Origin of the sequence: Halobacterium sp. CBA1126, assembly GCF_009741975.1 — an archaeon.
Taxonomy (GTDB): domain Archaea; phylum Halobacteriota; class Halobacteria; order Halobacteriales; family Halobacteriaceae; genus Halobacterium.
In genome coordinates this window covers 22466-44359 of the sequence record NZ_WPCF01000004.1, presented here as the reverse complement: position 1 = coordinate 44359, position 21894 = coordinate 22466, and the positions used below count along the sequence as shown (strand labels likewise).

General features: G+C 62.2%; 23 protein-coding genes and 1 pseudogene. 16 read left to right on the top strand and 8 right to left on the bottom strand.

Translation table 11 applies throughout. The features are described 5' to 3' along the window. Positions 1-312: 312 nt before the first annotated feature. On the bottom strand, positions 313-3540 hold the full coding sequence (locus GJ634_RS01200; RefSeq protein WP_157500068.1) for a type IV secretory system conjugative DNA transfer family protein: 3228 nt from the start codon (positions 3538-3540) through the stop codon (positions 313-315). Beyond that, the gene (locus GJ634_RS01195) at positions 3458-3904 is read right to left on the bottom strand and encodes a hypothetical protein (RefSeq protein WP_157500067.1); all 447 of its coding nucleotides are present in this window, start codon (positions 3902-3904) and stop codon (positions 3458-3460) included. Before GJ634_RS01195 ends, GJ634_RS01200 begins: the two co-directional genes overlap by 83 nt. Positions 3905-4219: 315 nt before the next feature. On the opposite strand from GJ634_RS01195, the gene GJ634_RS01190 reads away from it, so the two are divergent. Beyond that, on the top strand, positions 4220-4585 hold the full coding sequence (locus GJ634_RS01190; RefSeq protein ID WP_157500066.1) for a hypothetical protein: 366 nt from the start codon (positions 4220-4222) through the stop codon (positions 4583-4585). Next, positions 4582-5154 carry a hypothetical protein gene (locus tag GJ634_RS01185; protein ID WP_157500064.1) on the top strand — a complete coding sequence of 191 codons (573 nt, stop codon included), beginning with the start codon at positions 4582-4584 and terminating at the stop codon, positions 5152-5154. The genes GJ634_RS01190 and GJ634_RS01185 overlap by 4 nt, the downstream gene beginning before the upstream one ends. 297 nt (positions 5155-5451) lie before the next feature. Here GJ634_RS01185 and GJ634_RS01180 read toward each other — a convergent pair whose 3' ends face one another. Both GJ634_RS01180 and GJ634_RS01175 read right to left on the bottom strand, forming a co-directional pair. Beyond that, on the bottom strand, positions 5452-6003 hold the full coding sequence (locus GJ634_RS01180; protein WP_157500062.1) for a hypothetical protein: 552 nt from the start codon (positions 6001-6003) through the stop codon (positions 5452-5454). Then, positions 6000-6536, bottom strand: coding sequence for a winged helix-turn-helix domain-containing protein (locus GJ634_RS01175; protein WP_157500060.1), 537 nt, complete (start codon positions 6534-6536; stop codon positions 6000-6002). Before GJ634_RS01175 ends, GJ634_RS01180 begins: the two co-directional genes overlap by 4 nt. Before the next feature lie 635 nt (positions 6537-7171). Here GJ634_RS01175 and GJ634_RS01165 point away from each other — a divergent pair. From GJ634_RS01165 to GJ634_RS01145, 5 genes are all read left to right on the top strand, one after another. After that, positions 7172-8026 carry a DNA-binding protein gene (locus GJ634_RS01165; RefSeq protein ID WP_157500058.1) on the top strand — a complete coding sequence of 285 codons (855 nt, stop codon included), beginning with the start codon at positions 7172-7174 and terminating at the stop codon, positions 8024-8026. A 196-nt stretch (positions 8027-8222) separates the two neighbouring features. Then, positions 8223-8618, top strand: a complete 396-nt coding sequence (locus GJ634_RS01160) for a hypothetical protein (protein WP_157500056.1) — start codon at positions 8223-8225, stop codon at positions 8616-8618. A 109-nt stretch (positions 8619-8727) separates the two neighbouring features. After that, a complete protein-coding gene (locus GJ634_RS01155; RefSeq protein WP_157500054.1) occupies positions 8728-9102 on the top strand; it encodes a helix-turn-helix domain-containing protein in 375 nt (124 codons plus the stop codon). Continuing rightward, the gene (locus tag GJ634_RS01150) at positions 9099-9563 is read left to right on the top strand and encodes a hypothetical protein (RefSeq protein ID WP_157500052.1); all 465 of its coding nucleotides are present in this window, start codon (positions 9099-9101) and stop codon (positions 9561-9563) included. Before GJ634_RS01155 ends, GJ634_RS01150 begins: the two co-directional genes overlap by 4 nt. A 196-nt stretch (positions 9564-9759) precedes the next feature. After that, on the top strand, positions 9760-10683 hold the full coding sequence (locus tag GJ634_RS01145; RefSeq protein ID WP_157500050.1) for a transcription initiation factor IIB family protein: 924 nt from the start codon (positions 9760-9762) through the stop codon (positions 10681-10683). Positions 10684-10756: 73 nt separating this feature from the next. Here the strand turns inward: GJ634_RS01145 and GJ634_RS01140 are convergent, their stop codons facing one another. After that, entirely contained in the window at positions 10757-11071 is a 315-nt protein-coding gene (locus GJ634_RS01140; RefSeq protein WP_157500048.1) for a hypothetical protein, read from the bottom strand. A gap of 93 nt (positions 11072-11164) precedes the next feature. Here GJ634_RS01140 and GJ634_RS01135 point away from each other — a divergent pair, with 93 nt between their 5' ends. Together GJ634_RS01135 and GJ634_RS01130 are read left to right on the top strand one after the other, a co-directional pair. Then, positions 11165-11506, top strand: a complete 342-nt coding sequence (locus GJ634_RS01135; RefSeq protein ID WP_197425351.1) for a hypothetical protein — start codon at positions 11165-11167, stop codon at positions 11504-11506. 108 nt (positions 11507-11614) lie between these two features. Beyond that, the gene (locus GJ634_RS01130) at positions 11615-11866 is read left to right on the top strand and encodes a hypothetical protein (protein ID WP_157500046.1); all 252 of its coding nucleotides are present in this window, start codon (positions 11615-11617) and stop codon (positions 11864-11866) included. Positions 11867-11953: 87 nt separating this feature from the next. Here GJ634_RS01130 and GJ634_RS01125 read toward each other — a convergent pair whose 3' ends face one another. Further along, positions 11954-12196, bottom strand: a complete 243-nt coding sequence (locus GJ634_RS01125; RefSeq protein ID WP_157500044.1) for a helix-turn-helix domain-containing protein — start codon at positions 12194-12196, stop codon at positions 11954-11956. 383 nt (positions 12197-12579) lie between these two features. Here GJ634_RS01125 and GJ634_RS01120 point away from each other — a divergent pair, with 383 nt between their 5' ends. The 4 genes and pseudogenes from GJ634_RS01120 to GJ634_RS15795 all read left to right on the top strand — a co-directional run. Further along, the gene (locus GJ634_RS01120; protein WP_331713935.1) at positions 12580-12927 is read left to right on the top strand and encodes a hypothetical protein; all 348 of its coding nucleotides are present in this window, start codon (positions 12580-12582) and stop codon (positions 12925-12927) included. Positions 12928-12995: 68 nt separating this feature from the next. Next, a complete protein-coding gene (locus GJ634_RS01115; protein ID WP_331713936.1) occupies positions 12996-13925 on the top strand; it encodes a DUF955 domain-containing protein in 930 nt (309 codons plus the stop codon). A 413-nt stretch (positions 13926-14338) separates the two neighbouring features. Then, positions 14339-15610, top strand: a complete 1272-nt coding sequence (locus GJ634_RS01110) for an RNA-guided endonuclease TnpB family protein (RefSeq protein ID WP_157500040.1) — start codon at positions 14339-14341, stop codon at positions 15608-15610. 159 nt (positions 15611-15769) lie between these two features. Next, positions 15770-15982 (top strand): annotated as a pseudogene (locus GJ634_RS15795) (ribbon-helix-helix domain-containing protein); the annotation flags it as partial. A 77-nt stretch (positions 15983-16059) separates the two neighbouring features. Here GJ634_RS15795 and GJ634_RS01100 read toward each other — a convergent pair. Together GJ634_RS01100 and GJ634_RS01090 are read right to left on the bottom strand one after the other, a co-directional pair. Beyond that, positions 16060-17268 (bottom strand): transposase, encoded by a 1209-nt coding sequence (locus tag GJ634_RS01100; RefSeq protein ID WP_331713934.1) that lies wholly within the window; start codon positions 17266-17268, stop codon positions 16060-16062. Positions 17269-17686: 418 nt separating this feature from the next. Continuing rightward, positions 17687-18247, bottom strand: coding sequence for a TATA-box-binding protein (locus GJ634_RS01090; protein WP_157500038.1), 561 nt, complete (start codon positions 18245-18247; stop codon positions 17687-17689). Between the two features lie 504 nt (positions 18248-18751). On the opposite strand from GJ634_RS01090, the gene GJ634_RS01085 reads away from it, so the two are divergent. The 3 genes from GJ634_RS01085 to GJ634_RS01075 all read left to right on the top strand — a co-directional run bounded on the left by GJ634_RS01085 (position 18752) and on the right by GJ634_RS01075 (position 21842). After that, entirely contained in the window at positions 18752-20005 is a 1254-nt protein-coding gene (locus GJ634_RS01085) for an ABC transporter substrate-binding protein (RefSeq protein ID WP_197425350.1), read from the top strand. Positions 20006-20092: 87 nt separating this feature from the next. Then, entirely contained in the window at positions 20093-20986 is an 894-nt protein-coding gene (locus tag GJ634_RS01080) for a carbohydrate ABC transporter permease (protein WP_157500034.1), read from the top strand. Between the two features lies 1 nt (position 20987). Next, complete coding sequence (locus tag GJ634_RS01075) at positions 20988-21842, top strand: carbohydrate ABC transporter permease (protein ID WP_197425349.1); 855 nt, start codon at positions 20988-20990, stop codon at positions 21840-21842. Positions 21843-21894 lie beyond the last annotated feature (52 nt).

Genomic DNA, 21894 nt, shown 5'->3' with positions numbered 1-21894 from the left:
ACCGCATGGATATGTCGCCGTAGCTGGCGTCGCGATGCGCCGCGTACAGAGTCACGCTTGCTGGTGATTAGCTGAGTTCGCCAGCAAGCCTTTGAACTCTGAACCGGCTGTCCTGGCCGTCGTGGCTCCGTGGTCTCTAGCCCTGAACCGGCCGTTCCCGTGTTCGCCCTGGCTGGTCCGTCTCGAGACACTCCACGCGGTATTCGCTGGTCAGTGCACACGCCCACGTAGGGTGTTATTGCGGACTGTCGCGACTCTGTAGCAGCCACCGTGGAGTGCGTCTCCGTCGTTGTTGGGGCGCCCGAACGATGGCTATTCGGGACTGGGGTCGTCGAGGAGCGTGTCCCGCGCGTATTCGAAGGTGTAGACGTCAGTCAATCCGGGTGTGTCCAGCCGGTATTTGCGCGGGGCCATGTTCTCGCTGTACGTTTTGGGGACGCGGGGGTCGCCCTCTGGCGGGTCGTGGAGCGCGCGGAGGAGGGTGGCGGCGTCGCTCCGGGTTTTGACGAGCCACAGCGCTTGCTGTGGGTCGCAGGCGGCCATCTGGTCGAAGTCGCGGGGAATCGCTTCCCCACGATCATTATTGATGCGTTCGGCCTCCAGCGTTCCTACGACAGTCTCCGCGTCGTCGAAGACGGCCGCATCCAGGCGGCCGTCCTCCAGGCCGTAGTAGCGGGCGACGCGCTCGCCGGGTTTGTCCGGGCCGACCAGTTCCTGGGCGAGGAGGCGGGCGCCGACCTCGACCATGGCGACGTGGAGACTGGATTCGGAGAGGTCGCCCGTGCCATCGCCGTGGGCGATGCCTTCGCGGTGGCCGACGTCGATTTCGTCCCGGCCCGCGGGCGTGACCGTGTAGAGTTTGTGAGGACGGCGGCAGTCGACACGCAGGAGTCCGTCGTCGACGAGGTCGCGGACGGCGTCCGCGTCGATGCCGACGTAGGCTTCGAGGCGCGTCATCGAATCCCAGACGATGTCGTACTCGAGGGCGGGGTCGAAGCGCTGCTGGTGGGCCATGTAGACGGCCGCCAGGAGCCGGAGCTGCGGGTCGCTGTACTCGCTGGCGGCGCGCTCCCCGCTCGTCAGCGGGAGGTCGAGCGAGCAGATCGGGACGTTCGCGCGGTCCACATTCTCGAGGGAGTGATGGCATTCGATCGCGCGGCGCATGCCTTCGGGCGTCGAGGCGTACCGCGTGTCGCAGGTCTCGCAGACGAGCGGGTACGGCGCCTCGTCGATGTACGTGAGACAGTCGGGGAACCGCTGGGTGTGGGGGATGGTCGCGACCGGTTCCGTCGTGTTGGTTGCGGCGGCGTCGACGGTCGCCGGGTCGGTGTCGCTGGCGGCGCGCCCGACGGCCACGCCGTGGTGGTCGTGGGTGCGGGTTTGCGCGGCCTGGAACGCCTGCTCGAAGTCGGCTTCGGCGGCGCCAGTGAGCGGCTGGTCGCTCTCGGGGTGCCCCGCGGGCAGGGCGGGTGATTCGACGAGGAAGGGCTGGGGTTGCTGGTCGGCGAACGGGGCGGCGGGGTGGACGAGCCAGTCGCCGCGCTGGAGGTCGCCGAGGCGGGTGGCGAGCTGGGCGGCAGCCTGGTCGCTGGTCGCGAGGCGGTCGGTGAGGCGGTAGTCGTCGCCGATGCGGCCGGTGATGATCGTCCCCACGTCGTTCAACAGCTCGGTGTACACGGTCTGGTGGCTGCCGCGGAGCTGTTCGGGGAACTGCATCGCGAGCGTCACGCCGAGGTCGAACCCGCGGCCCTGGGCGAGGAGCGTGTCCAGCACGCCCGTCGTCGCGAGGTCGGCGGCTTCTTCGATGTAACAGTTCACGAGCGGCGACTCGCGGTCGGCGGTGGCTTGCCGGCGGGTGAGCGCGCGCCAGAGCTGGGAGAGGACGGCGATCGCGAGGAGGGTTCGCGAGCGCTCGCCGTACCCCTGGAGGTCGAAGACGATGACACAGTCCTCGTCGAGCGCACGCCGGAGGTCGAACTGGGTGTCGTGGTCGCCCTCAAAGAGCGGGGCGAGGCGGGCGTCGGTGGTGACGGCGCCGAGGCGGCGGATGGCGGCGCTCATGATGCTGTCGAAGACGCTGGGGTCGTGATCGGCGACGCTCGCGAGCTTGTGCTTCAGTGTTGCATCCGCGACGGGTGGGGGTGTCGCCGTCTCCTGGAAGTCGCGGGCGGCCGCCACTAGCTCCTGGTGGCTGATGGTGTCCGCGCCGTGGACGGGGTCGAACAGCGCACGTACGAGCTGTTCGATGACTTCGACGGCGGCTTCCGCGTCGTGGAACTGCTCGGGGCCCATGGCGGCGGCGAGCAGGTCGACGTAGTGTTCGGTGACTTCGTTGACGGCCCACTCGCGGTCTAAGCCCGCGTCGAGGAGCGGCTCGATCGTCAAGAACGGAAGGGCAGGAAGATACTCGGTACAGTCGAAGTAGTAGACGTCCTCCAACGTGTCGTAGCGCGCGTAGTGGGTTTTCGCGTACTCTTGTGGGGCGGCGTCGCCCTTCGCGTCGATGTAGATGGTCGCGCCGTCGGTGGCGGCGTGGTTGGCAAGCTGCATGCGCTGGCCAAGCGCGGTTTTCCCCGCGCCGGTCGCCCCGTAGAGTGCGGTGTGGAGGCGTTGAATCGCCGGCGGCAGCGACAGCGTCGCATCTAGCGTCGCGCGGTCGCCTGTTTTGGGGTGGCCGACGGTCATCCCGGGCTGGTCGAGATACCGGTCGAGAATCGACCGCGGCGGGAGTTCGATGCCGGTGCGGTCTTCGGGCGTGGGTTCGAGCGCGCGACTCGCTGGCGGGCTGAGTGCGGGGCCGTCGACGACGCAGAACGCGCCCACGGCGGCGGGGTCGGCGACAATCGCCGGGCTGGCGTTCTCGACCCACGGGAGGACGTGGTTGCGGCGGCTTGGGCTCGTCTTCGTGGTGCGCGTGCAGATGTCGTCGAGGAGGGCGCGGGCGTCGTCGCTGCCGGCCGTGTACTCGGTCGCCCGCACGCGGTAGTGGTCGCCGCGCAGGGACTGGAAGCCGGCCGCGATTGCCGCACTGGTTGCGTCGGCCCGCGATTCGTCGCCGGCGATGGTGACGGCGCGGGCGTTCACGACGAACGACTGGCGGGCGTCGACCGTCGTGAGCGCCTCGATGCGGCGCGCGTTCGACGGATGGACGGTCGCGTCGTCGACGCGTCGACGTGCGCTCCGGCCGGCCGGCGTGCCCTGGCTCGTCTGTCGGTCGGTCTCCTCTCGGCGGTAGCCGGTCGTCTGCTGGGTTTCGTAGCCGTCGGTCATCGCGTCGCCGATGGAGCCGAAGATGGCTTGCCCGAGCTCGTGGCGACGCAGGTCACCGTTCAGCTCGAGGTCGATGATGCGGTCTTCCTTCCTCGGTGTCCAGTCGGGTTTCGGCGTCAGGAGGATTTGCACGAGTGCGGGCGCGTCGGTCGTCGCGAGCGCGTCGAGGAGGGCGGCGAGCGGCCAATCACCCTCGTGCTCGCCGGCGAACGATGCGAGCGCGGGGAGTGGCGTCTGCCAGTCGTCGGGCCGGTCGCCGACGCCTCCCACTCGCGCCCGCGACTGTGGGGTCGGCTGCATCGTCGTCGTCGGGTTCGATTGGAGCGGCGTCGAGGTTGAGGGCGTTGTGGTAGGAGGTGGTGGTTTCGACGAGGTCGACGGCTGCTGGCAGGGACTGGCGGAGGGTGCGTTTGACTGGCTGGAGATTCTGGCTGCCGACGTACCAGTCGATGTGACGGTCACCCGTGGGACCAGTGTCGCCGGTTGCGACGAACAGCCACTCGTACGTCGGCGTCTCGTTCGTGGTGCGGTGGAGGCGCGTGATCGAGCGGGCGACGTCGGTTGGTTGGAGCGGGTCGGTGCTCGGCTGGACGTGGAGGTACTGGCGGTCGGTCGTGAACTCCTCGGGGGGCATGCGTAGTGAGCAGGGGACTGGTGTGCGGGCTGTCGAGGTATGTGGTCGTGTAGCATGCGACTAGTTGTAAGTTGGTGGTTGGTGGAATTTTGGCTGCTGGCGTCTTAACCAACAGAACGGGGCCGCATCGTCGTTTGTTGGTTAAGCGCAGGCGTGCACGCATTCCGACGCAGCCTCGTCGTCAATAACGGCGTCTGGTGTCGCAGGACCCCGATACACCCGAACGCGACTATGGCCTCGGTCCGCGCATTAATGTGCAAGTCGTGTGTATGCGCCGAAACGATTATCAATCTATGTGCAGAAGATGCACATAGTATGAGCGCGGGCGACGAGCCGCGACGCGTCCACTTCCAATCCCCGGAGTACCTCGTCGAACGGCTCGACGCGGTCGCCGAGCTCTTCGACACCGACCGGACGGACCTGCTCGTCGAAGCGATCCGCGACTACCTCGAAGAGACCGCCGACAGCGAGCCGTTCCAGGAGCTGGTCGCGACGAAGTACTACGACGACCAGCTCGAGTTCGAGACGGTCAAACAGCTGGTCGGCACTGAAACCGCCCAGCGGCTCCGCATCCTCAAAGCGGATCTCGACGACGAGCCACTCGAACTCGGGGCTCCCGAGGACGTCGACATCTACGACGATAATGCGACAACGGTCGACACCGGCGACGACGAGCGATGAGCGGCCGGCGACTGCGAACGGTCGTCGCTGACACGAGCGCACTCGTCAGTCTGGCCGTCCCGCGTGCTGATCGCGCGGACGACACTGCCGCCGCTCCGGACCCGCTGCAGTACCTACTCACGTCGTGTGACGTCTTCGTGCCGCCGGAAGTCGTCACAGAGCTCCAAGCGCTCACGCAGTATCAGGATATCCACGGCGCCGCAGCGACGAACGTCCTCGCGGCTCGCGACTACTACACTGTCGAGGACCCCTACGAGCGTGCCGACACGCCGGACGTACGGCCGACGTTCGGGCTCGACGACGGCGAAACCGACGGCATCGTCCTCGCGAACGCGCGCGACGTCGACGGCTTCCTGACCGACGAGTTCGGCGGGACGAACTTCCCGCTGATTCACGCTGTGCTGCAGGGTCCGCGAATCGTCCCGACACCGCGGCTTCTCGTGGATTACGCCCGCAACGGCCATCTGACGGCCGAGGCGGCTCGAAGGCTGGTCACGACGATCAGCCCGCACCGGAGCTGGGAGGACAGCCCGTACGTCACGCAACTACTCCAGCGCCTCGCGGAGTGACCCGCCTTCGCGTAGCGAGGCCGAACACCCAGCGCCGACGACTGCCGGAAGTCGTCGGCCGCTTGCTGTCCTGCGATCGCCCACGACGCGTGTTCCCTCGAGCAACTCAACGCGCTCGATGACGCCGCGGAAGAGCGAACCGACGCGTGTTGAGACAACTGGACGAAGACGTTATCGACGAGATCGCCGACGGATAGATGGCCCGGCTTGTCGGTGTAGCCGCCGCCGATTGCGTGAGTCTCGGCGGTGCTGCTGGGAAGCGAACCACTCCCGTTAGGGGTGGGTGCCTGACGCCTGCTACAGCCGATCGGCGATGCGTTCGAGGGCTTCCCAGAGCACACCGACTGGCGCTGTCGCCGCCAGCGAGACGTCGTCGTAGTCGTACTCGTCGCTCGGCGCGGCCCGTTCCTGATAGTGGAGGTGGCCGTCGACGTGTGGGTTCGGTTCGAGATGGACGCCGCAGTCGAACCCCGACGACTCGCTATAGTGGATCTTGAAGTTCGACGTGAGTGCTGTCCGACGACGGTCGTCGAGGCTCGTCCCTGGCGGCAGCTGCGGATTGGGCTGCCACGTCACCCGTAGCGACGCCGAGTCACTATCGCGTCCGAACTGTGCCGGGTCGACGTCTGCCGCTAGTGCAGCATACTGCCCGTCCGGGCTTCCCCACGCGGCGCTGATGGCTGGATGGCGTTCGAGCTCCTCGCGCAGCGACCGCAGAATCCGGTGTCGTTTCTCGACAGCCTCCCGTGTTGGCTCCCGACCACCATCCGGTCGCTGTGGCTGGCGGCCAAGCCCAGTATCGACGGTGGCTTGCTCACTGCCATCATCAGGGCCGTCCGCATCGGTCATGCGGAGGCGGGCGGCCGGGCGGTGTACGTCTCGTAGTGGTCGATGGCGTCCCGAAGCAGCGAGAGTTGGTACTGTGCGGACTCCCAATCTGCCGCGACACGCAGCCGCTGTTGGGCATCCTCGACCGAGACGTCGTCCGTAACGGAGGCACGAAGCGAGCGCGGTGACTCGACGTCGTACTCCGCTTTCCAGGTCTCGATATCCGCTTGGATGGCTGTTGCCTGCTGGGTGAGGTCGGTTTCGGAGTTCTCGGCGACGAGCTCCTGGATCGCAGTCAGGCGCGTGTAGACGGGGTCCGGATAGTACGTCTTGCCTTGCGCTGACTCGTCGGTGACGAGCACACCGAGGTCGACGAGCCGCTCGAGATGATTCCGCGTCGTCGGCTCGGAGACGTGTGCTTCATCGGCGATCCAGCCCGCTGTCCGCGGCTCCTCGAGCGACGACGCAACCGACCGGACTCGGTCGAATCCTGTCGTTGCGTCCTTCCACCGCGCGACGTACGCCGATTCATCGTCCTCACGTGAGCCGGTCATACCTGACACCACGCCACGAACGAACATAATATTTTCTACAGGCAAAATAATCTATTTCGAGTTTCCCCTAGCAGTGTTCAGCGACCGACCGGGTTGTATTCCCGATTCGGGCGTGCGGCACTCTAGTGGCTACATGGAGTGCGGACGGCCCGCCCCGCTCGCCGCTGCCGCCCTCCGCGTCGCTCGCGACCGACCATTCCGGGCGGGCTTCCGCTCCAGTAGGTGCGGGTCCTGCCGGGCTAAAATGGATGTGCCCTCGACGCCAGCGCTTCACCCGTTCGGGTCCTCCGGACCTCGGCGAAGCGCCCGCGACGGACGTGGTTGCGTCGCGGCGAACGGGGAATGCGCTGACCGCTCGCTCCGGGAGGCTCACTGTCGCACTCACTGCGTTCGTGCGACAAGCCCTGCCTCGCTGGTGGCCTCCCCGTGGTCGGCCACGCATCGCTCGGCAGGACGGCGAGCGCGGCTGGTTGGGGTCACCGCATGCAGGCGCGCTCTCGCTCGCGCCCCATGGGGGCGCTCGCGAAGGCGCGAGCGAGAGCGCGCAGACGAGTCTATCGGTCGTCGTGACGGAAAACCGCGAGTGGAGTCGCGGTGTCGGCGCGTGAGCGCCTTCGGAATCTAGTGTGATTCCGATGTCTAGTAACAACGCTTCCAGTAATGTAGTTTCGGTCGATGCACAGGCATTCGAGCAGCCCGAGGCGCAGACGGAGGCTGACGACGGCGTTGAGGTCGTCGACGAGACGCCGACCTTCGAGGCGGCGGTCGAGCAGGAGACGCAGGCGAAGGTGGATGCGAACCACCCGGATGGCATCGCGGAGACGAGCGCCGAGCGGATTCACGGCGTCACGCTCGAACAGGAGGAACGCATCCTGGGGCGGGAAGCCGAACTCGAACACATCAGTGCTCGCGCTGACTTGGGCCGGCAGGACGGCCGGGAGGAGCGCACGCGTGAGGTGATCACCGAGCAGTGTGGGCGTGTCGAGCCGACGCCGGACCCGCGCGAACAGTTGTCTCAGGAGGAACTTGCAGATGTGAATCGGGAGGCGATGCGGATTCAAGATGAGGTGGATTGTGGGTGGACGAGTGCGGCCATCGCACGGCGGTTAGCCGAGAAGGTTCGTGATGGCCAGGACGTGACGTCGGCGGTGTTGGAGCTGGTCGGGGAGCTGCAGGCGGTGCCGGGCGCGGTCGTACCCATCGCGAAGGTGCCCGAGGTCCCGGTTGGGGAGGTGACAGTTCAAGGAACTGTGCAGGCCCTCTGGGGGCCCAGCAGTAGCGCGATTCAGCAAGTCGGGCTGATAGCGGATGACAGCGGGAAAATCAAGTTCACCATCTGGACGCGCTCGAAGCAACCCGTGGTGCATGAAGGCCAGACGGTCAGGTTCCGGGCAGCAGCCAAGAACTGGTACGAAGGCCGGTGCTCGATCGCGTTGACCGGGTGGTCCGATATCCACTTCCCGGAGCGCGGTCGGTGGTGGGACGAATAGCCAGCTGACGTCGCCTTCTTTTTTGCCGTGTGCCGAGACCGGCCCTGACCCCACCGCCCCGCCCACCGCTCCGTGCTCGCTCCGCCCTCGTTCGCGATGCTCACGAGGCGGTCGCTGCGCGCGCAGCCACGACCGGGCTGGTGGGTTTTTCTCCGGACACGAGTGGTGGCCCGGAGACAGCCGGGCTGCACTACTCATGCCCCTCGAACTACTTGACCGACACAGTGAGGCACTGTTCGAGTTCCTCTGGTGCCCCGTCTGCGGGCAGGCGGTCTTCACGCACATCCCCTTCGAGGGGGTGTTCTGCAAGAATTGTAATACTCAGGTCGAACTCCGGGAATCACAAGAGACGCGCGGCTATGAGGAGGCCGTGCTCGCCTGCTTCGATTCAACCACGGCCTGGAACCTTCACGTCGACGAGAAGCTACGTCGCGACCTGCCTGCTGGGTCGGCGCGCGTGAAGGTTCTCGGCGCACCGGGCGCCTACAAGGTCGACTGGTGGAGTCCAGAGCCGGGTGAGGACTGGGAACCTGTCGAGCGCGGTGAGTTCGACGACGTCGAGGAACCAGCAGAGGTGTCGCATCTGGCGTAGACATCTTCTAGACCATGCTGGTGTGATTCAATAACCGCATACACTCCACTGACTAACGGAGTAACAGACGTACAAAGATTTATCGTATATGGATACATACTTACACGTAATGCCAATCGATATCGAGACGTTCGAGGACAGTTCTGCGGACACGCTTGGTGGTGGCACGACACAGCCCGAGCGTGTCTTGTCGTTCCTCGCAGCGAACGCCGACCAGGCGTTCCGACCGACCGAGATCGCCGCGGAAACCGACATCCCGAAGAACTCGATTAACCCAGTCCTCCAGCGGCTCGAAGAACAGGGGTTAGTGCGGCATAAGGGCGCCTACTGGGCGATCACCGACGACACTGATCGACTTCGGTCGCTGACGCAGTACGAACTTGTGACGAAGAGTATGAACGACCTCTACGGCGATGAAACGCCGAGCGAATGGGTCGACCATATGCCGACTGATGATGCGGCCGCTGAACCCGATGACGAATGAAACGTGATGCCGACGGCGAGATCGTTGCCTTCGAGCGCGGCGACGTCGTTTGGGGCGTCGACCCGTTTAAGCAGGACTCGCACGGGACGACTGAGTCTCCCGACGGCGGTGTCGCACCCCGGCCGTGGCTCGTCATCAGCACCGAGGCGGTACCGTTCCACCCGGAGCAGTATCTCTGTCTGACGTTGACGACGCGGACGTGGCACGAGGACGCAATTCCGCTCGCAGCAGACGACTGGGTGGTTGGTGGCGCACCCGCAGAGTCGTCGATTCTTCCGTGGTCGCTGTCCGCGATCAAGCACACGTTTCTCGATACGACCGGCGAGCTCGTTGCGCGGCTCGATTCGGTGCCTGACGACGACCTCCCGGAGACAGGGTATCAGGGCCAACTCGACGCAGCGGTCACGGATGCCGCTACCCAGCATATCATCGACTATCTCGACGCGTCGTTGCACGCGTGAACGGGTGCGTGCTGGCGTGTCGCACTTTCCCCGTTTCATCTTGCGGCACAGCGCCAGGACTCTTGCACTAGCTGGCTTGCTGTGTTCCTGACTTCCTCCGCCTGAGGCGTCCGCACCGCGGCCCGTGTTTGTCGACCCCGGGGATGGGTGAGGGGTTCGTCGCGGTGGCGGATGCCTCGAATTCGGTGATCTACCGATGCCAACGAGTGACATCTACGCGCGTGGCTTCGACGAAGACGTCCAGACTGATGGGAACCAGTGCCCGGAGTGCGGTGGCCGCGTCACCACGAACGTCCAGGAGACGGTCTGTGAGGACTGTGGGCTGGTCATCGACGAGCAGCGCATCGACCATGGGCCGGAGTGGCGGTCGTGCAACAGCGAGGAGAAGGAACGCACGGGCGGGCCGGTGACGGTGGCGCGCCACGACCGCGGGCTCTCGACGGAAATCGGGAAACACACTGACGCTGCGGGGAACACGCTGTCCGGACGGAAGCGCCGGCAGCTCGCGCGGCTGCGCCGCGAGCAGTCCCGGGGGCGGTTCCAGTCGAAAGCCGAGCGCAACCTCGCACACGGCCTCGGCGAAGTGCGCCGCATCAGTAGCGCACTCGGCCTGTCGGAGTCGCTGCGTGACCAGGCGTGCCAGCTGTTCCGGAGCGCCCAAAGCGAGGACCTCCTCCACGGGCGGTCGATCGAGGCGGTCGCCGCGGCGAGCGTCTACGGCGCCTGTCGCTGTTCTGGCCGGTCGCAGACGCTGGACGACGTCGCGGTCCCCGCACGGGTCGAACAGTCCCGCGTAAAGAACGCGTACCAGACGCTGAACGCGGAGCTCGGCCTCCCGGCGAAGCCAGTGCAGCCGAGCGCGTTCGTCCCGCGGCTTGCCGACGAACTCGCGTGTCCGGACGAGGCCCGCCGACGGGCGCGGACGCTCGCGGAACGCGCCGAGGACGCTGGCGTGACTGACGGTGTGCATCCAGCCGGCTTCGCCGCGGCGTGTCTCTACGCGGCGTTGTGTGCGTGTGGTCGCCACCCGTTGAAAACGCGGGTCGCGGAGGCGGCGGACGTCAGCGTGCAGACGGTACGAACCCATCAACAGACAATCACCAGCCTCACCACAGAGTAGTCCTCGACGATCGTTCTGAGTGGGTCTACAGGCTGAGCAGGGCGAGTGCCTCGGGGCTTGACCCCGAGGCAGTTCACGCCCAGTTGTGATCGTCGATGCCCTCGTAATGCTTCAGACGGCTGTCGATCTCCCAGGCCTCCCAGCCGCACTCGTGGTAGAGAATATCGGCGAGTTGGGCGAAGTTGCTTTTGTCGAGCTCAATACCGCGGTTCCCACGGTAGCTGATGTACGGTTCGCTTCGAAGCTCGGTGTAGACCTCCCGAGCGGTCGGATAGTCTCCATCGATTGCTGAGAGGTTTAGGAGCGTATCTTCTGGAATCGGCGTCCCCCATTTGTGTTTCGCGATCATCGTCGCCAGAAGCGCGCATTTTACCAACGGCTTCTCCATGCTCGGATAGATGGATTATACACGGATAAATACTGTTAATGGCCGTTAACATAGGTGGAAACGCTTATACACGCGAGGGTGTTGTTTCGCAGTATGAGCAGCATGGAGGACGCGGCCGACCGTGGCCAGAAGAAGGAGCTCCGCAAGGAACATCCGAGCGGATGGCTCTACCTCACGCAGCACGACGCAATTCCCATCCTTGTAGACGCCCTGCTTGACCTCCCGCCCACCCGCGAGTTCAATAAAACCGAACTCGCAGAGCACGCTGGTGTCACGCGTCAGACGGTCGGCAACTACACGAACCTGCTACTCGAGGTCGAACTCATCGAGGAAGTTCCGCACACGTCCCCACGCCGGTACCGCGTTGCAGACAGTGACGTTGTTCGCGAACTCTTCGAGCTGAACAGCGCGCTCAACAACGTTGGCAGCGAGTAGTCAGGCCATCAGCTATCCATCCGAGAATGGGAGGTAAGTAAGACCTCGACATTCGCCTGATGGTCGTCTTTCTCGCAAACCGGATGCCTAACTCGACGCCGAAGCCAAATGACCGACACAGACGAGCGTAAGCACCTCGACGAGAACCGCGAGCGCGTCCGCGAGCGGCGCATCGAGGCGGTCAAACGCTGGGTCGAATACATCCAGTCGGAGCCCGTCGACGTGTGGGGACCACAACAGAACGCGGTTGTAAATGGCCAACTCGAGGCTGCGCAGGAGGCCGGCGTCTCGGCAGCTCACCAACAACACGTCGAGGACGTCGCCGCGGCTATCCTCGCCGAGCAGGACGACTCAACGTAGCGCCCGGGCCGGAGACAGCCGGGCCGCGTATCGGTGTGCGGCGAATGGGCTGTTGTCTGTTCACCTGCCGCGAAACCCTAGTGTCGTTCAGTTGAGGGAGTAGACCTGTTTCCGGGCGTCGGTGACGGAGAAGCGGGCGGTGACGGCGTCTGCTTCTTCGAGGCGGCTGAGCGCGTACCGGACGGTGCGGTCGGGGAGGAGCGTCCGCTCGGCGAGCTCGCGCTGCGTGAGGGCGTCGTTGTGTTCGAGGACTTTCGCGACGAGCTTCGCGCTCGGCGGCAGCTCCCGAATCGCCGCCGCTGTCGCCTCGTCCATGTGTGTGGCACTCATACTCGCCGTACTCGCGCGAACGCTCTTAATATCGACGATTGTCCAGATACTACATCATTATCCAGCACGATTCCAACGGATGGATGATTTTGCGGTGGCTCGCCGGCAAGTGGTGTCGGGATTGTCAGCGCGCCTCGGCACCGAGCCGAAGATTGCGTGGCTGGCGGCTGCATGCGCCGGTAGCGTCGTCGGCCGACTATGGTCGCCCTCGCGCTCCACGCGGCCGTGATACGAGCACCCCCGAGCTTCCTGACGAAACAGCAGTTGTGTGCTGGTGGTACGGTAGCCCCTATCGCTAAGTGCGTGTTGGGTACGGTGGTGGTTTTCGATCCCCGGAAAGGGGGCGAGGGCGCCTTCGAGGGCCCTCACTGAGGTGAATCTCTGTGAGTCACGACCAACAGCCGAACGACATCGCAATCGACGCGATTCCGATTGACCTCGAAGCCACACAGACGGGCGACGTCGACCTGAGCGACGTGCCCGACGACATCGAATCGATCACGCGTGGGCTCGCCGGCGAGCAGCCGCCGACGAACCCCATCGTGGTGTTGCAAGCGGCGCGCTGGTGGTATCTCCATGGGGAGGGCGGCACGGACCCTGCCTTCCAGTGGGCTATCGAGTGGACGCGGCACCTCGCGACGGGGACGCCCAGCGATAGCGAGCGCTTCGACGCGTTCCTCGCGTACCTCGTCAGCGTCGGGTTCGCCGACGACCGCCACGAACTCCGCTGATCGCACAGTCTGTTTGTCGTGCGCCGCGAGGGGTGCGGCGCGCCCGCGTGGGCCGCGTCGTGGTGACCGTGATGACGGCCAGTTCCTCGTCGGTCTCCTTCGACGAGACCGACACGCGACCCGACGAGATGCACAGTACGATCGAACAGTGGATCGACGACCTCGTCGCGAATATCGACGACGCGCAGGCCAGCGCGGAGTTCCAGGAGTGGCTTGACGTCCAGCGTCGGTTCCACGACTACTCGTATCGGAACACGCTGCTCATCAAGCGGCAGTGCCCGGCGGCGAGCCGCGTGGCGGGCTACCGGACGTGGCAGGAAGAGTTCGACCGCCACGTGAAGGAAGGCGAGCAAGCAATTTGGATCTGGGCGCCGATCATCGCCACGCAGTGCCCGGAGTGCGAGCACTCGCCGAGCTACCACGATGACAGTGACTGTACGTACGACGAGACGCCGCCCGAGGACTGGGACGAGGGGCTCGTGGGGTTCAACCCCGCACCCGTGTTCGACGTCTCTCAGACGGAGGGCGAGCCGCTTCCGGAGCTGGACACGGCAGCAACGGGGGACGCTGGCGAGCTCGTCGGCCGGCTGCTCGACGTTGCTGGGGACCTCGACGTCACGGCGAGCATCATCCCGGACGATGCATGGACGCACGGTGCGGCGAACGGCGTCTGTGAGCGCGTCAGCGTGGACGCCGAGCCGGTCGTTGCAGTCCGTGCCCGGGAGAACGACGCGGACCTCGCCCGAACGCTCATCCACGAGTACGCGCACGCCCTGCTGCACGATGGGGTGACCGAGCGCGTCGAGCGGTCGAAGCGAGAGGTCGAGGCGGAGGCAGTCGCGTACATCGTCGGCCGATACTGCGGGCTGGATACGAGCCGGTCGGCGTTCTACCTCGCCGCGTGGGCGGGCGACGATTCTGCGGTCGTTCGTGACCGGCTCGATCGGATCAGTCGGACGGCCGAGCAGCTCATCGAGACGCTGGAAGACGACACCTGAACTATTAACCAACATCTGCGTCCGCCCCGTGCCTTTGTTGGTTAAGATTGTCCAGCCCCGTACCGAGCAAGCCACAGCCGAAGCCAGCAGAGGGTAGGTTCTATCTTGAGACAGCGAGAGAATCCCGCCCTTCCCGCGAAGGACGAGTGTTCCGACGCTCTGTCGGAACCGAGGACTGAGCAGGGCGGGAGTGAATCGCGTAAGCTCCGTGCCACAATCTCCGTCACTGTTGTCTGACTGAATACCTAACGTACGTATTTAGTATGGTAGAAACGTACAAATTCTTGTGCGAACGGAGATAGATATAGAGCGTGGTGGCGAGCTTCACGAGCGGGTCAAAGAGTATGCTCGTGAGAATGGCATTCGCCATCCGCGTGCCTACCGCGAGCTAATTGAACAAGGGTTAGAGACGGATGAAAACAGCGACTAAGACGCTCGAAGCCACACTCGCGCCCCCGACAGCGCACAAGGAGCGGAAACTATGTGACCTACTCGACACCTACCGTGAGGGACTACACGAGGCGTTCGACGCCGGGTGTGACACGATGAGCGCAACCAGCGACGTGGTGACGCCCTACGACCTACCGTATCAGGCGAAAGCGGCTCTCTGCAACTACGTCCCACAACTGCACGACACCTACAACGCACAAGAATTAGACGACGACCACCCGGTTCGGCTCACCAACCAAGCCGCCGAGTTCGACCACTCATCGGAACGGGACTACGAGTTCACGTGGTGGGCACCCCAACCCGGTCGCGGAACGAATTTCTGGATCCCGCTTCGCATCAACCCTGAACAAGAGGGTCTGTGGCACGCCCTTGTGGACGGGGACGCTTCGGCGGGCCAACTCCGCCTGCAACGGAATCGTACATCGTGGACGCTCCACGTCACTGTGGAGTTTCCGGTCGAAGAAGCCGACTACGCGACAGACGGCGACGACGTGACGCACATCGGTCTAGATATTGGTGAAACCGCCCTGATAACGGGCTGTGCCCTCAAGGACGGTTCACCAACTGGCCCGTTCGTGTGTGACGGTTCGCGTGCGAAGCATCTCCGCAAGGAGATGCACACCACCCTGAAACGACTCCAAGAGCGTGACGCCGCCAAGTGGCGGATGGACGAGCGATTCGACCACTACCAGAACGCGCTCACCGATATTGTCGAGAAGGCGTCTCGGCAGGCTGTCGAGTACGCCCGACAATTCGAGAAGCCGGTGCTGGTAATGGAGAATCTGACGTACATCCGCGAAGAATTGGACTACGGCGCGTACATGAACCGGCGACTCCATGCGTGGGCGTTCGCTCGGTTACAGAACCGCGTCGAGGACAAAGCACGAGAGGCCGGTATCCCGGTCACGTACGTCCGACCGGAGTACACCAGCCAGACGTGCCACGCCTGCGGTCACATCGGGAACAGGGCCGCTCAAGCCACGTTCCGGTGTACGAACGACGAGTGCCACATCACGGCGTTTCAGGGCGATATAAACGGCGCAATCAACGTTGCAGAACGGGCTGACCCGTGGGGAGAGAGCGTGCCGCTGAAACCGCCACGCGATGACTCGCCTCGGGATGGGAGTGCCTGTGACAACACCACGACCCACCGTGAGACGAGCGAGAAACACTCGCAAATGACTCTCTCGGCGTTCCACGGGTCGGAACCCTCTACCAGCGATAGCCGCACGTAGCTGGTATTCCCCATGCGTGGGAAGCCGCGCCGTTCACGGCGCGGAGGATGTCACGTAGAAACACACGCGGCGTGCCATCGAAAACCCACAACGTGGACATCAGGCACGCTTCCGCGGCGAACGGTTATTTGCTATGCAAGCGTAAAGCACTAACATATCATGTCCGATGCTGAGACCTCGACGGGTGACGACGGCCCGGAGACCGTCCAGATCAACCTTCGACTCACACAGGCATTCCTGGACGACATCGACACGACCTGGGAGGAACAGGGGTTCAATTCGCGCAGTGAGTTCCTCCGGTACGCGGCACGAGACGCTGTCAAGCACCCCGAATTCTCACGCGAGGGCTGGAAGCAGATTGCCGCCAGTAAACTACCCTCCCCTACTTCGCTCGGGGGCAATAGCCCCGCTCGCTCGTTGAGGGGAGGGCTTTCGCGTGGACTCCCGTTCTACGCCTCGGATGAGGCGGGAAGGTTGTACTCTCCACTCACGTTCAGCGTCCCGCGATTCAAGCGCACGTCTACGGGTGCGCCTCCGTCGTCGGCGTTTTGCCGACGCCGGAGATACTGCAAACCGATATTCTTACTGGCGTTGTAGTCGGCGTGGTTCTGGTAGCCGCAATTCTGACACTGGAAGTCCTCGCCGTCGCGGTTGTTGTCGTGGGTAAACCCACAGGTCGAACACCGTTTCGACGTATTGCGTGGGTCTACTTGCACGGCTTTGACGCCCTGCTCTTTGGCTTTGTAAGCGACGCACTCGTAGAGACGGCGGAACGCCCACAGATGGTGCCACGACGCTTGTGGGACGCTCTCACGAATGTCGGTCAAATCCTCGAACACGATGTGCGAACAGTCGTGAGAGCGGGCTTCAGCGACGATTTCGTTGGCGACACGATGCAGGAACATCTCGAAGCGTCCGTCCTCTTTGCGCTCGACACCTGCTATCGCGTCGTGGGCGGCTCGTGTCCCACACTGTTGGAGGTCGCCACGCCGTTTCTCGTACTCTCGTTTCCAGTGGTTAAACTCGTCTGGTGACCAGAACCGTCCGGTCGAAGCGACCGCGAGTTGATTCACACCGAGGTCCACACCGAGGACTGTTCTGTGCTCGGTAGTGGAGTCGGTGTCGTCGTCCTCTTTGAGCATCGACGCATGGAGATACCAGTCGCCGTCGCGTCGATGGAGTGTGGCCCGCCGAAACTCGTAGTCCTCGTTGGCGACGTACTTTGTTGGCGGTGTCTCGGTGTCGTCGGGAAGAATGTAGTCGCACTCGATTCGTCCGTCCGGTGTTGACAGTGAAACGTGGTCGCGGTGGAAGGTGGCACTTCGCTTGTCGTAGACGGCGGTATCAGCCGTGAAGGTCGGACGAGACGTATCTTGGTCGTTCTTGAGGCGTTCGACGCCGCTTTTGACGGCTTCGACGGCTTGGCGAATCCCTTTCTGGACGAGATTCGCGGTTAACTCCGTGTCCTCACGTAGCTGGTCGTACAATACACCCTCGGCCTTGGCTTTCGAGGTAACGTGGTAGCCATCGTCGCCGTGCCAGCACCACTTGCTCGCGGTGTTAGCGCAGTATTTGAATTGCTCGACAGTCTCTCGAAGGTGTATATCCGCGCCTTCGGGCGTGTCGAGCTTGATGACGGCGGTTCGACGGTACTCCACGATAGCCTCACATAAAGACGCATAGTTACTTAAAGGTTAGAGGTTAGCAGGCAGCAGTCTGGCGGCTGGTCGGGACCGGGTCGGCTTCCTCCCCACCCTACTCGCTTGTGCTTCCGTCGGAGCCAGAAGCCCGGCGCTCCTTGAGGGTGGGGCCTCCGCCTCAAATTAGGTGAACACGACCTCCGGACCGGCGAGGCCGAACTCGTCTCCCGTGAGGACGTTCTGGCGATGATGGACGACGGTACGGATGGCGAGTGACCCGAGGCTTTTGTTGGTTCCCCCAGCGGTGCGCTAGCACTCCCTGATCGACAAGCGAGCGGGATGAGGTTGGGCGACTCTAAGAAGCTGCTCTCCTTCTCTACGTGGCTGGTTTACGGAAAGTCAAGGAGAAAGCCCCGCCCTTCAGGGCGGGGGGATGTCAATCAAACAGTCCGAGTTCGGAGAGCCTGTCCTGCACGTGGCTGAGTGCTTGCTCGGCTTCGTCCGTTTCTGTCCCACTAGTAATGACGAGCTTCCCACTGCCGAACAGGAGGGCGACGACGTCGGGGTCATCGAGTCGGTAGACGAGGCCGGGGAACTGTTCGGGCTCGTATTCGATTTGCTCTAACCCCAGGCCGATCGCAATTGCGTTCAAGTTCAGCGATTGTTCGAGGTTGGCACTGGAGACGATATTCTGTACCATAATTGGCGGATTACTGTCGACGTCGATGCCTAACTCGCGGAGGTCCTCAAACACGATTTCGAGGGCTTCGTGCACGTCATCGACGCTCTGGGCGCCGGTACAGACGACTTTCCCTGACTGGAAGATAAGCATGGCTGACTTCGGCGTCTGGAGGCGGTAGACGATCCCAGGGAAATCTTCTGGGTTGTACTCGGCACCAGGGAGATCCGTCGCGAGTTGCTTAAGCGAGAGTTCTTGGCCGATATCACTCGATGCAACGACGTTCTCGGTTTGGATTGTGTCCACCAGAGTGCTCATACGAGTATTCATCGGACAATTCACTTAAAATACAGCGAGTAGAGATGTGTGGCTCTGGTGAGTCCCTCAACGGCTATTGACACTCTCCCCGCGCTAAAGCACGAGGATTCTTCCGCCTGCAGCCTGAGGAAGATGTCAATCGAGATCGTCGCTGGTTCCGGGTGTGGCGTGACTATCCAGAGGCGTCCCTAACCGTTCTTTCGCTTTGATGCTTCCTCCAGGTTCTGACGATGTTCGTGATTCGATTTCATGTTTGGATGGCACCAGATTGACGCGTTCGCTGTTGGAACCACAGTGGTGGTTCTTCTCACCGCCATATTTATTGTCGAAGCATTAGACTCTCGGGTTATGCCGGACGACCGATCGCTGACACGTCACGCGTCACGTCGTAACTTCATTCGGGCAGGGGGGCTCACCGTGGCAACCGCGCTTGCCGGCTGCAGTAGTGGGGACACATCAGGTAGTGGAGACACATCAGGTAGTGGGGACACATCAGGTACCACGATGGGGGACACCACCAGTGACGGGACGACGATCACGTTCTGGCCTGCGTGGGGTGGATACTACGAAGATACGTTCTCGAAGATGATTGCTAACTTCGAGGAGAAGTATCCCGACATTACCGTCGACTGGTCTGCACAGGGGTCATATGCAGAATCCCGGAGTGCTGTGTTCACGGCAGCTAAAGCTGGAAATGCTCCTGATATCGCTCATCTTGGGAAGAACGCGACGATTCTCGCCCGCGACACCGGTTTCTTCACGCCGATCAGTGAGATACTACCAGACCTTGACCTGACACAGTATCTCGGTGCAGGACGCGTCTGGTCGACAGTTGAGGGGACTACGTGGTCACTTCCGTTCAATAACTCTCAGATCCTGCTGTACTATAACAAGAACCACTTTAGAGAAGCGGGTCTTGATCCCGAAAAACCGCCGACCACGTTCGAAGAAGTACGGCAGTATTCACAGCAAATTGTTGAGCAAGGCGTCGCCGACAACGGGATTACGTGGCCTAACGTGAATTGGTGGCCGATGAGTTGGATGGCTGAGCAAGGACAGGTATACTATAATGAGAAAAACGGGATGGAAGGTGAGCCGACAAAAGCCTTCTTTGAGAGCGATGCGGCTCAAACCCTCTATGACTGGTGGATGAACGATCTTGGGGATCTGTATCACTATCCCGGAAAGAGCAATTGGGGGGCCTCTGAAAAAGCGTTCAGTCAGGGGAAAGCGGCGATGCATATGAACTCCTCGGGCGGTCTGGCCTACCTTCTCAGTGGCTTCCGAAAACAAGGTATTGACATCGGTGTAGGTCGCCTCCCAACCCCGAATCAGGATCATAATGGTCACGCGGCGGGCGGTGCACAAGTCTGGGTAACGAATAAGGAGAGTCGTACGGATGCCGAGCGTGATGCGATTCAGAAATTCCTCCAGAACATGACCGGCGCGAAACAGCAGGCGCTGTACTCGAAGGCAACCGGCTACTTCCCCGCGCATAAAGAATCCGTTGACCTCCTTGAGCAACAAGGATTCTTCGAGAAAAACCCCCTCTACCGGACCGCCTTCGACCAGCTTCAGTCTTGGTCTCCGGGTCCGGCTACGGGTGGTGTGTTCTCAGGGGCGCTCCCTCGGACTGCCACCGCTGTTGTCAACGCGACCGATCGAATGTGGCAGGGTACTAGCGTTGATAACGCTCTCACTAGCCTTGATGCGGAAACTGAAGACCAGTTAGAGTTCTACGAACGACGAGACCTCTGATGGTGCCCGTATTGAGACGATCTTATCGAACGCAGCTGTATCGGCATTTCGGCCACATTAACAGTTCTAGTGTGAGGTAGCCGCCAGATGGAGGCCTATCAGAATCGCTGGCAGGCAGTTGCGCTGCTTCTCCCAACAGTCATCGCCGTCGGCGCATTCTTCTATTGGCCGCTTGTACGGGCGGTTCAGTTAAGCCGACAGAAAACGATCGGGTTTGGCGCCCGAACAATTGAATACGGATGGCAACACTTCACCATGCTCGCGACCAGTCCCGATTTCCAATACGCGGTTGGAGCGAGCTTCGCCTACGCCATCAGTGTCGTGGTGATCTCAATGGTACTCGGCCTGCTCGTAAGCTTCCTCATCTACCGCATTAAGACGTATCAGTCAGCCTACCTCGTTGCCGCTATCTTCACGTACGCACTCTCGTTTGCCGTGACAGCGACACTCTGGAAGACACTCTTTAATCCCTCCGTCGGCATCTTCACCGAAGCGCTCCGGAACGCCCTCAGCATCATCGGCATACATCTCAATCTCGATTATACCACGAATGCGTCGTGGGCCTGGATATTTGCAGTCTCCGCCGGCGTCTGGAAGCTTATCGGCTACAACGTCATCTTCATGGTAGCAGCGCTCGGCAATATCCCGGAAACAATCAACGAGACGATGCAGTTGGACGGCGTCGGAATACTCCGGAAACTCGTTTTCGTCTATGTACCGATGATTTCGCCGACACTTGCGTTCCTCGCTATTATCAACACGGCAAACTCCTTTTTCCTGACGTACCCGATTATCGAAGTCCTGCAGGGCGGCCCCAGTAACACCCTTAACATCCTTATTTACGATATCTACACCACATTTTCGGACGGTCTAACCGGCCGCGCCTCGGCAAAATCCATCGTATTGTTCGTTATCGTCGGGGGACTAACCGCAATCCAGCTGTGGATTTCGGACAAATTCGCTCACTACGGAGGTGCCTAAGATGACACGCAGCCAACAATCCGGGGGCGAGTCAGAGTCAGTGCTTCCAAAGCTCACACAATTCGAACAACGCTTCACGAGTCAACTCCGCCTCCACCTCACGCTCGTCATCGCACTCTTCGTGCTCAGCCTCCCAGTTCTCTTCGCGGTACTCATGAGCACTCAGCCAGCATACCGAATCGTCCAAACGACCCTCGTCGGTGTCGGCGCTGACGGCATCAGTAACTACATTAAGGCGCTTACTGTCCACAACTTCGATACATATCTCATCAATTCATTCGTGATGGCAATCGCAATCGGCATCGGCAAAGTCGTCCTTGCGCTGCTCGCCTCAATGGCGCTCGTCTACTACAAACTGCCATTCAAGCGACTTATCCTGCTTCTCATCCTCTTCACACTTGCACTCCCCGTTCCAGTCCGAATCGTCCCCATGTACGAGCTAATGCTCGCAGGCAACCGCTGGCAGCTCATCATCGACACGTCCTTCTACCGCCTCGCGTTCGATCCAAAGTTCGTCAACACATATGCTGGACTAATCCTCCCCTATCTGGCGAGCGCAACATCAATTCTACTACTCAGACAACACTTCAAATCCATTTCTGACTCACTCGTTGAACAAGCCAAGCTCGATGGCGTCGGCCCACTCCGCTTTTTAGTATTCGTCCTGATTCCGATGTCGAAAAGCATGATTGCCGGCCTGTTCGCCATCGCCTTCATCTGGGGCTGGAACCAATACCTCTGGCCACTTCTCATCATCAACGATCAGCAGACCAAGGGCGTTATCCAAACCGGCCTTGCACAACTCTCGCCCCAGGCTGGCAAACCACTCTGGGGTATAATTATGCTGGCGCCGTAATGACACTCATCGTCCCCCTCGCCTTGATGATCATCCTCCGCAACCCAATGCT

Excerpts from the sequence above, each read along its gene's own strand:
- GJ634_RS01135 (WP_197425351.1), top strand. The coding sequence starts at position 11,165 with ATGAGCAGCATGGAGGACGCGGCCGACCGTGGCCAGAAGAAGGAGCTC.
- GJ634_RS01075 (WP_197425349.1), top strand. The coding sequence starts at position 20,988 with ATGACACGCAGCCAACAATCCGGGGGCGAGTCAGAGTCAGTGCTTCCA.
- GJ634_RS01130 (WP_157500046.1), top strand. The coding sequence starts at position 11,615 with ATGACCGACACAGACGAGCGTAAGCACCTCGACGAGAACCGCGAGCGC.
- GJ634_RS01185 (WP_157500064.1), top strand. The coding sequence starts at position 4,582 with ATGAGCGGCCGGCGACTGCGAACGGTCGTCGCTGACACGAGCGCACTC.
- GJ634_RS01080 (WP_157500034.1), top strand. The coding sequence starts at position 20,093 with ATGGAGGCCTATCAGAATCGCTGGCAGGCAGTTGCGCTGCTTCTCCCA.
- GJ634_RS01110 (WP_157500040.1), top strand. The coding sequence starts at position 14,339 with ATGAAAACAGCGACTAAGACGCTCGAAGCCACACTCGCGCCCCCGACA.
- GJ634_RS01155 (WP_157500054.1), top strand. The coding sequence starts at position 8,728 with ATGCCAATCGATATCGAGACGTTCGAGGACAGTTCTGCGGACACGCTT.
- GJ634_RS01140 (WP_157500048.1), bottom strand. The coding sequence starts at position 11,071 with ATGGAGAAGCCGTTGGTAAAATGCGCGCTTCTGGCGACGATGATCGCG.
- GJ634_RS01085 (WP_197425350.1), top strand. The coding sequence starts at position 18,752 with ATGGGGGACACCACCAGTGACGGGACGACGATCACGTTCTGGCCTGCG.
- GJ634_RS01090 (WP_157500038.1), bottom strand. The coding sequence starts at position 18,247 with ATGAGCACTCTGGTGGACACAATCCAAACCGAGAACGTCGTTGCATCG.
- GJ634_RS01125 (WP_157500044.1), bottom strand. The coding sequence starts at position 12,196 with ATGAGTGCCACACACATGGACGAGGCGACAGCGGCGGCGATTCGGGAG.
- GJ634_RS01150 (WP_157500052.1), top strand. The coding sequence starts at position 9,099 with ATGAAACGTGATGCCGACGGCGAGATCGTTGCCTTCGAGCGCGGCGAC.
- GJ634_RS01165 (WP_157500058.1), top strand. The coding sequence starts at position 7,172 with ATGTCTAGTAACAACGCTTCCAGTAATGTAGTTTCGGTCGATGCACAG.
- GJ634_RS01145 (WP_157500050.1), top strand. The coding sequence starts at position 9,760 with ATGCCAACGAGTGACATCTACGCGCGTGGCTTCGACGAAGACGTCCAG.
- GJ634_RS01160 (WP_157500056.1), top strand. The coding sequence starts at position 8,223 with ATGCCCCTCGAACTACTTGACCGACACAGTGAGGCACTGTTCGAGTTC.
- GJ634_RS01180 (WP_157500062.1), bottom strand. The coding sequence starts at position 6,003 with ATGACCGATGCGGACGGCCCTGATGATGGCAGTGAGCAAGCCACCGTC.
- GJ634_RS01190 (WP_157500066.1), top strand. The coding sequence starts at position 4,220 with ATGAGCGCGGGCGACGAGCCGCGACGCGTCCACTTCCAATCCCCGGAG.
- GJ634_RS01195 (WP_157500067.1), bottom strand. The coding sequence starts at position 3,904 with ATGCCCCCCGAGGAGTTCACGACCGACCGCCAGTACCTCCACGTCCAG.
- GJ634_RS01175 (WP_157500060.1), bottom strand. The coding sequence starts at position 6,536 with ATGACCGGCTCACGTGAGGACGATGAATCGGCGTACGTCGCGCGGTGG.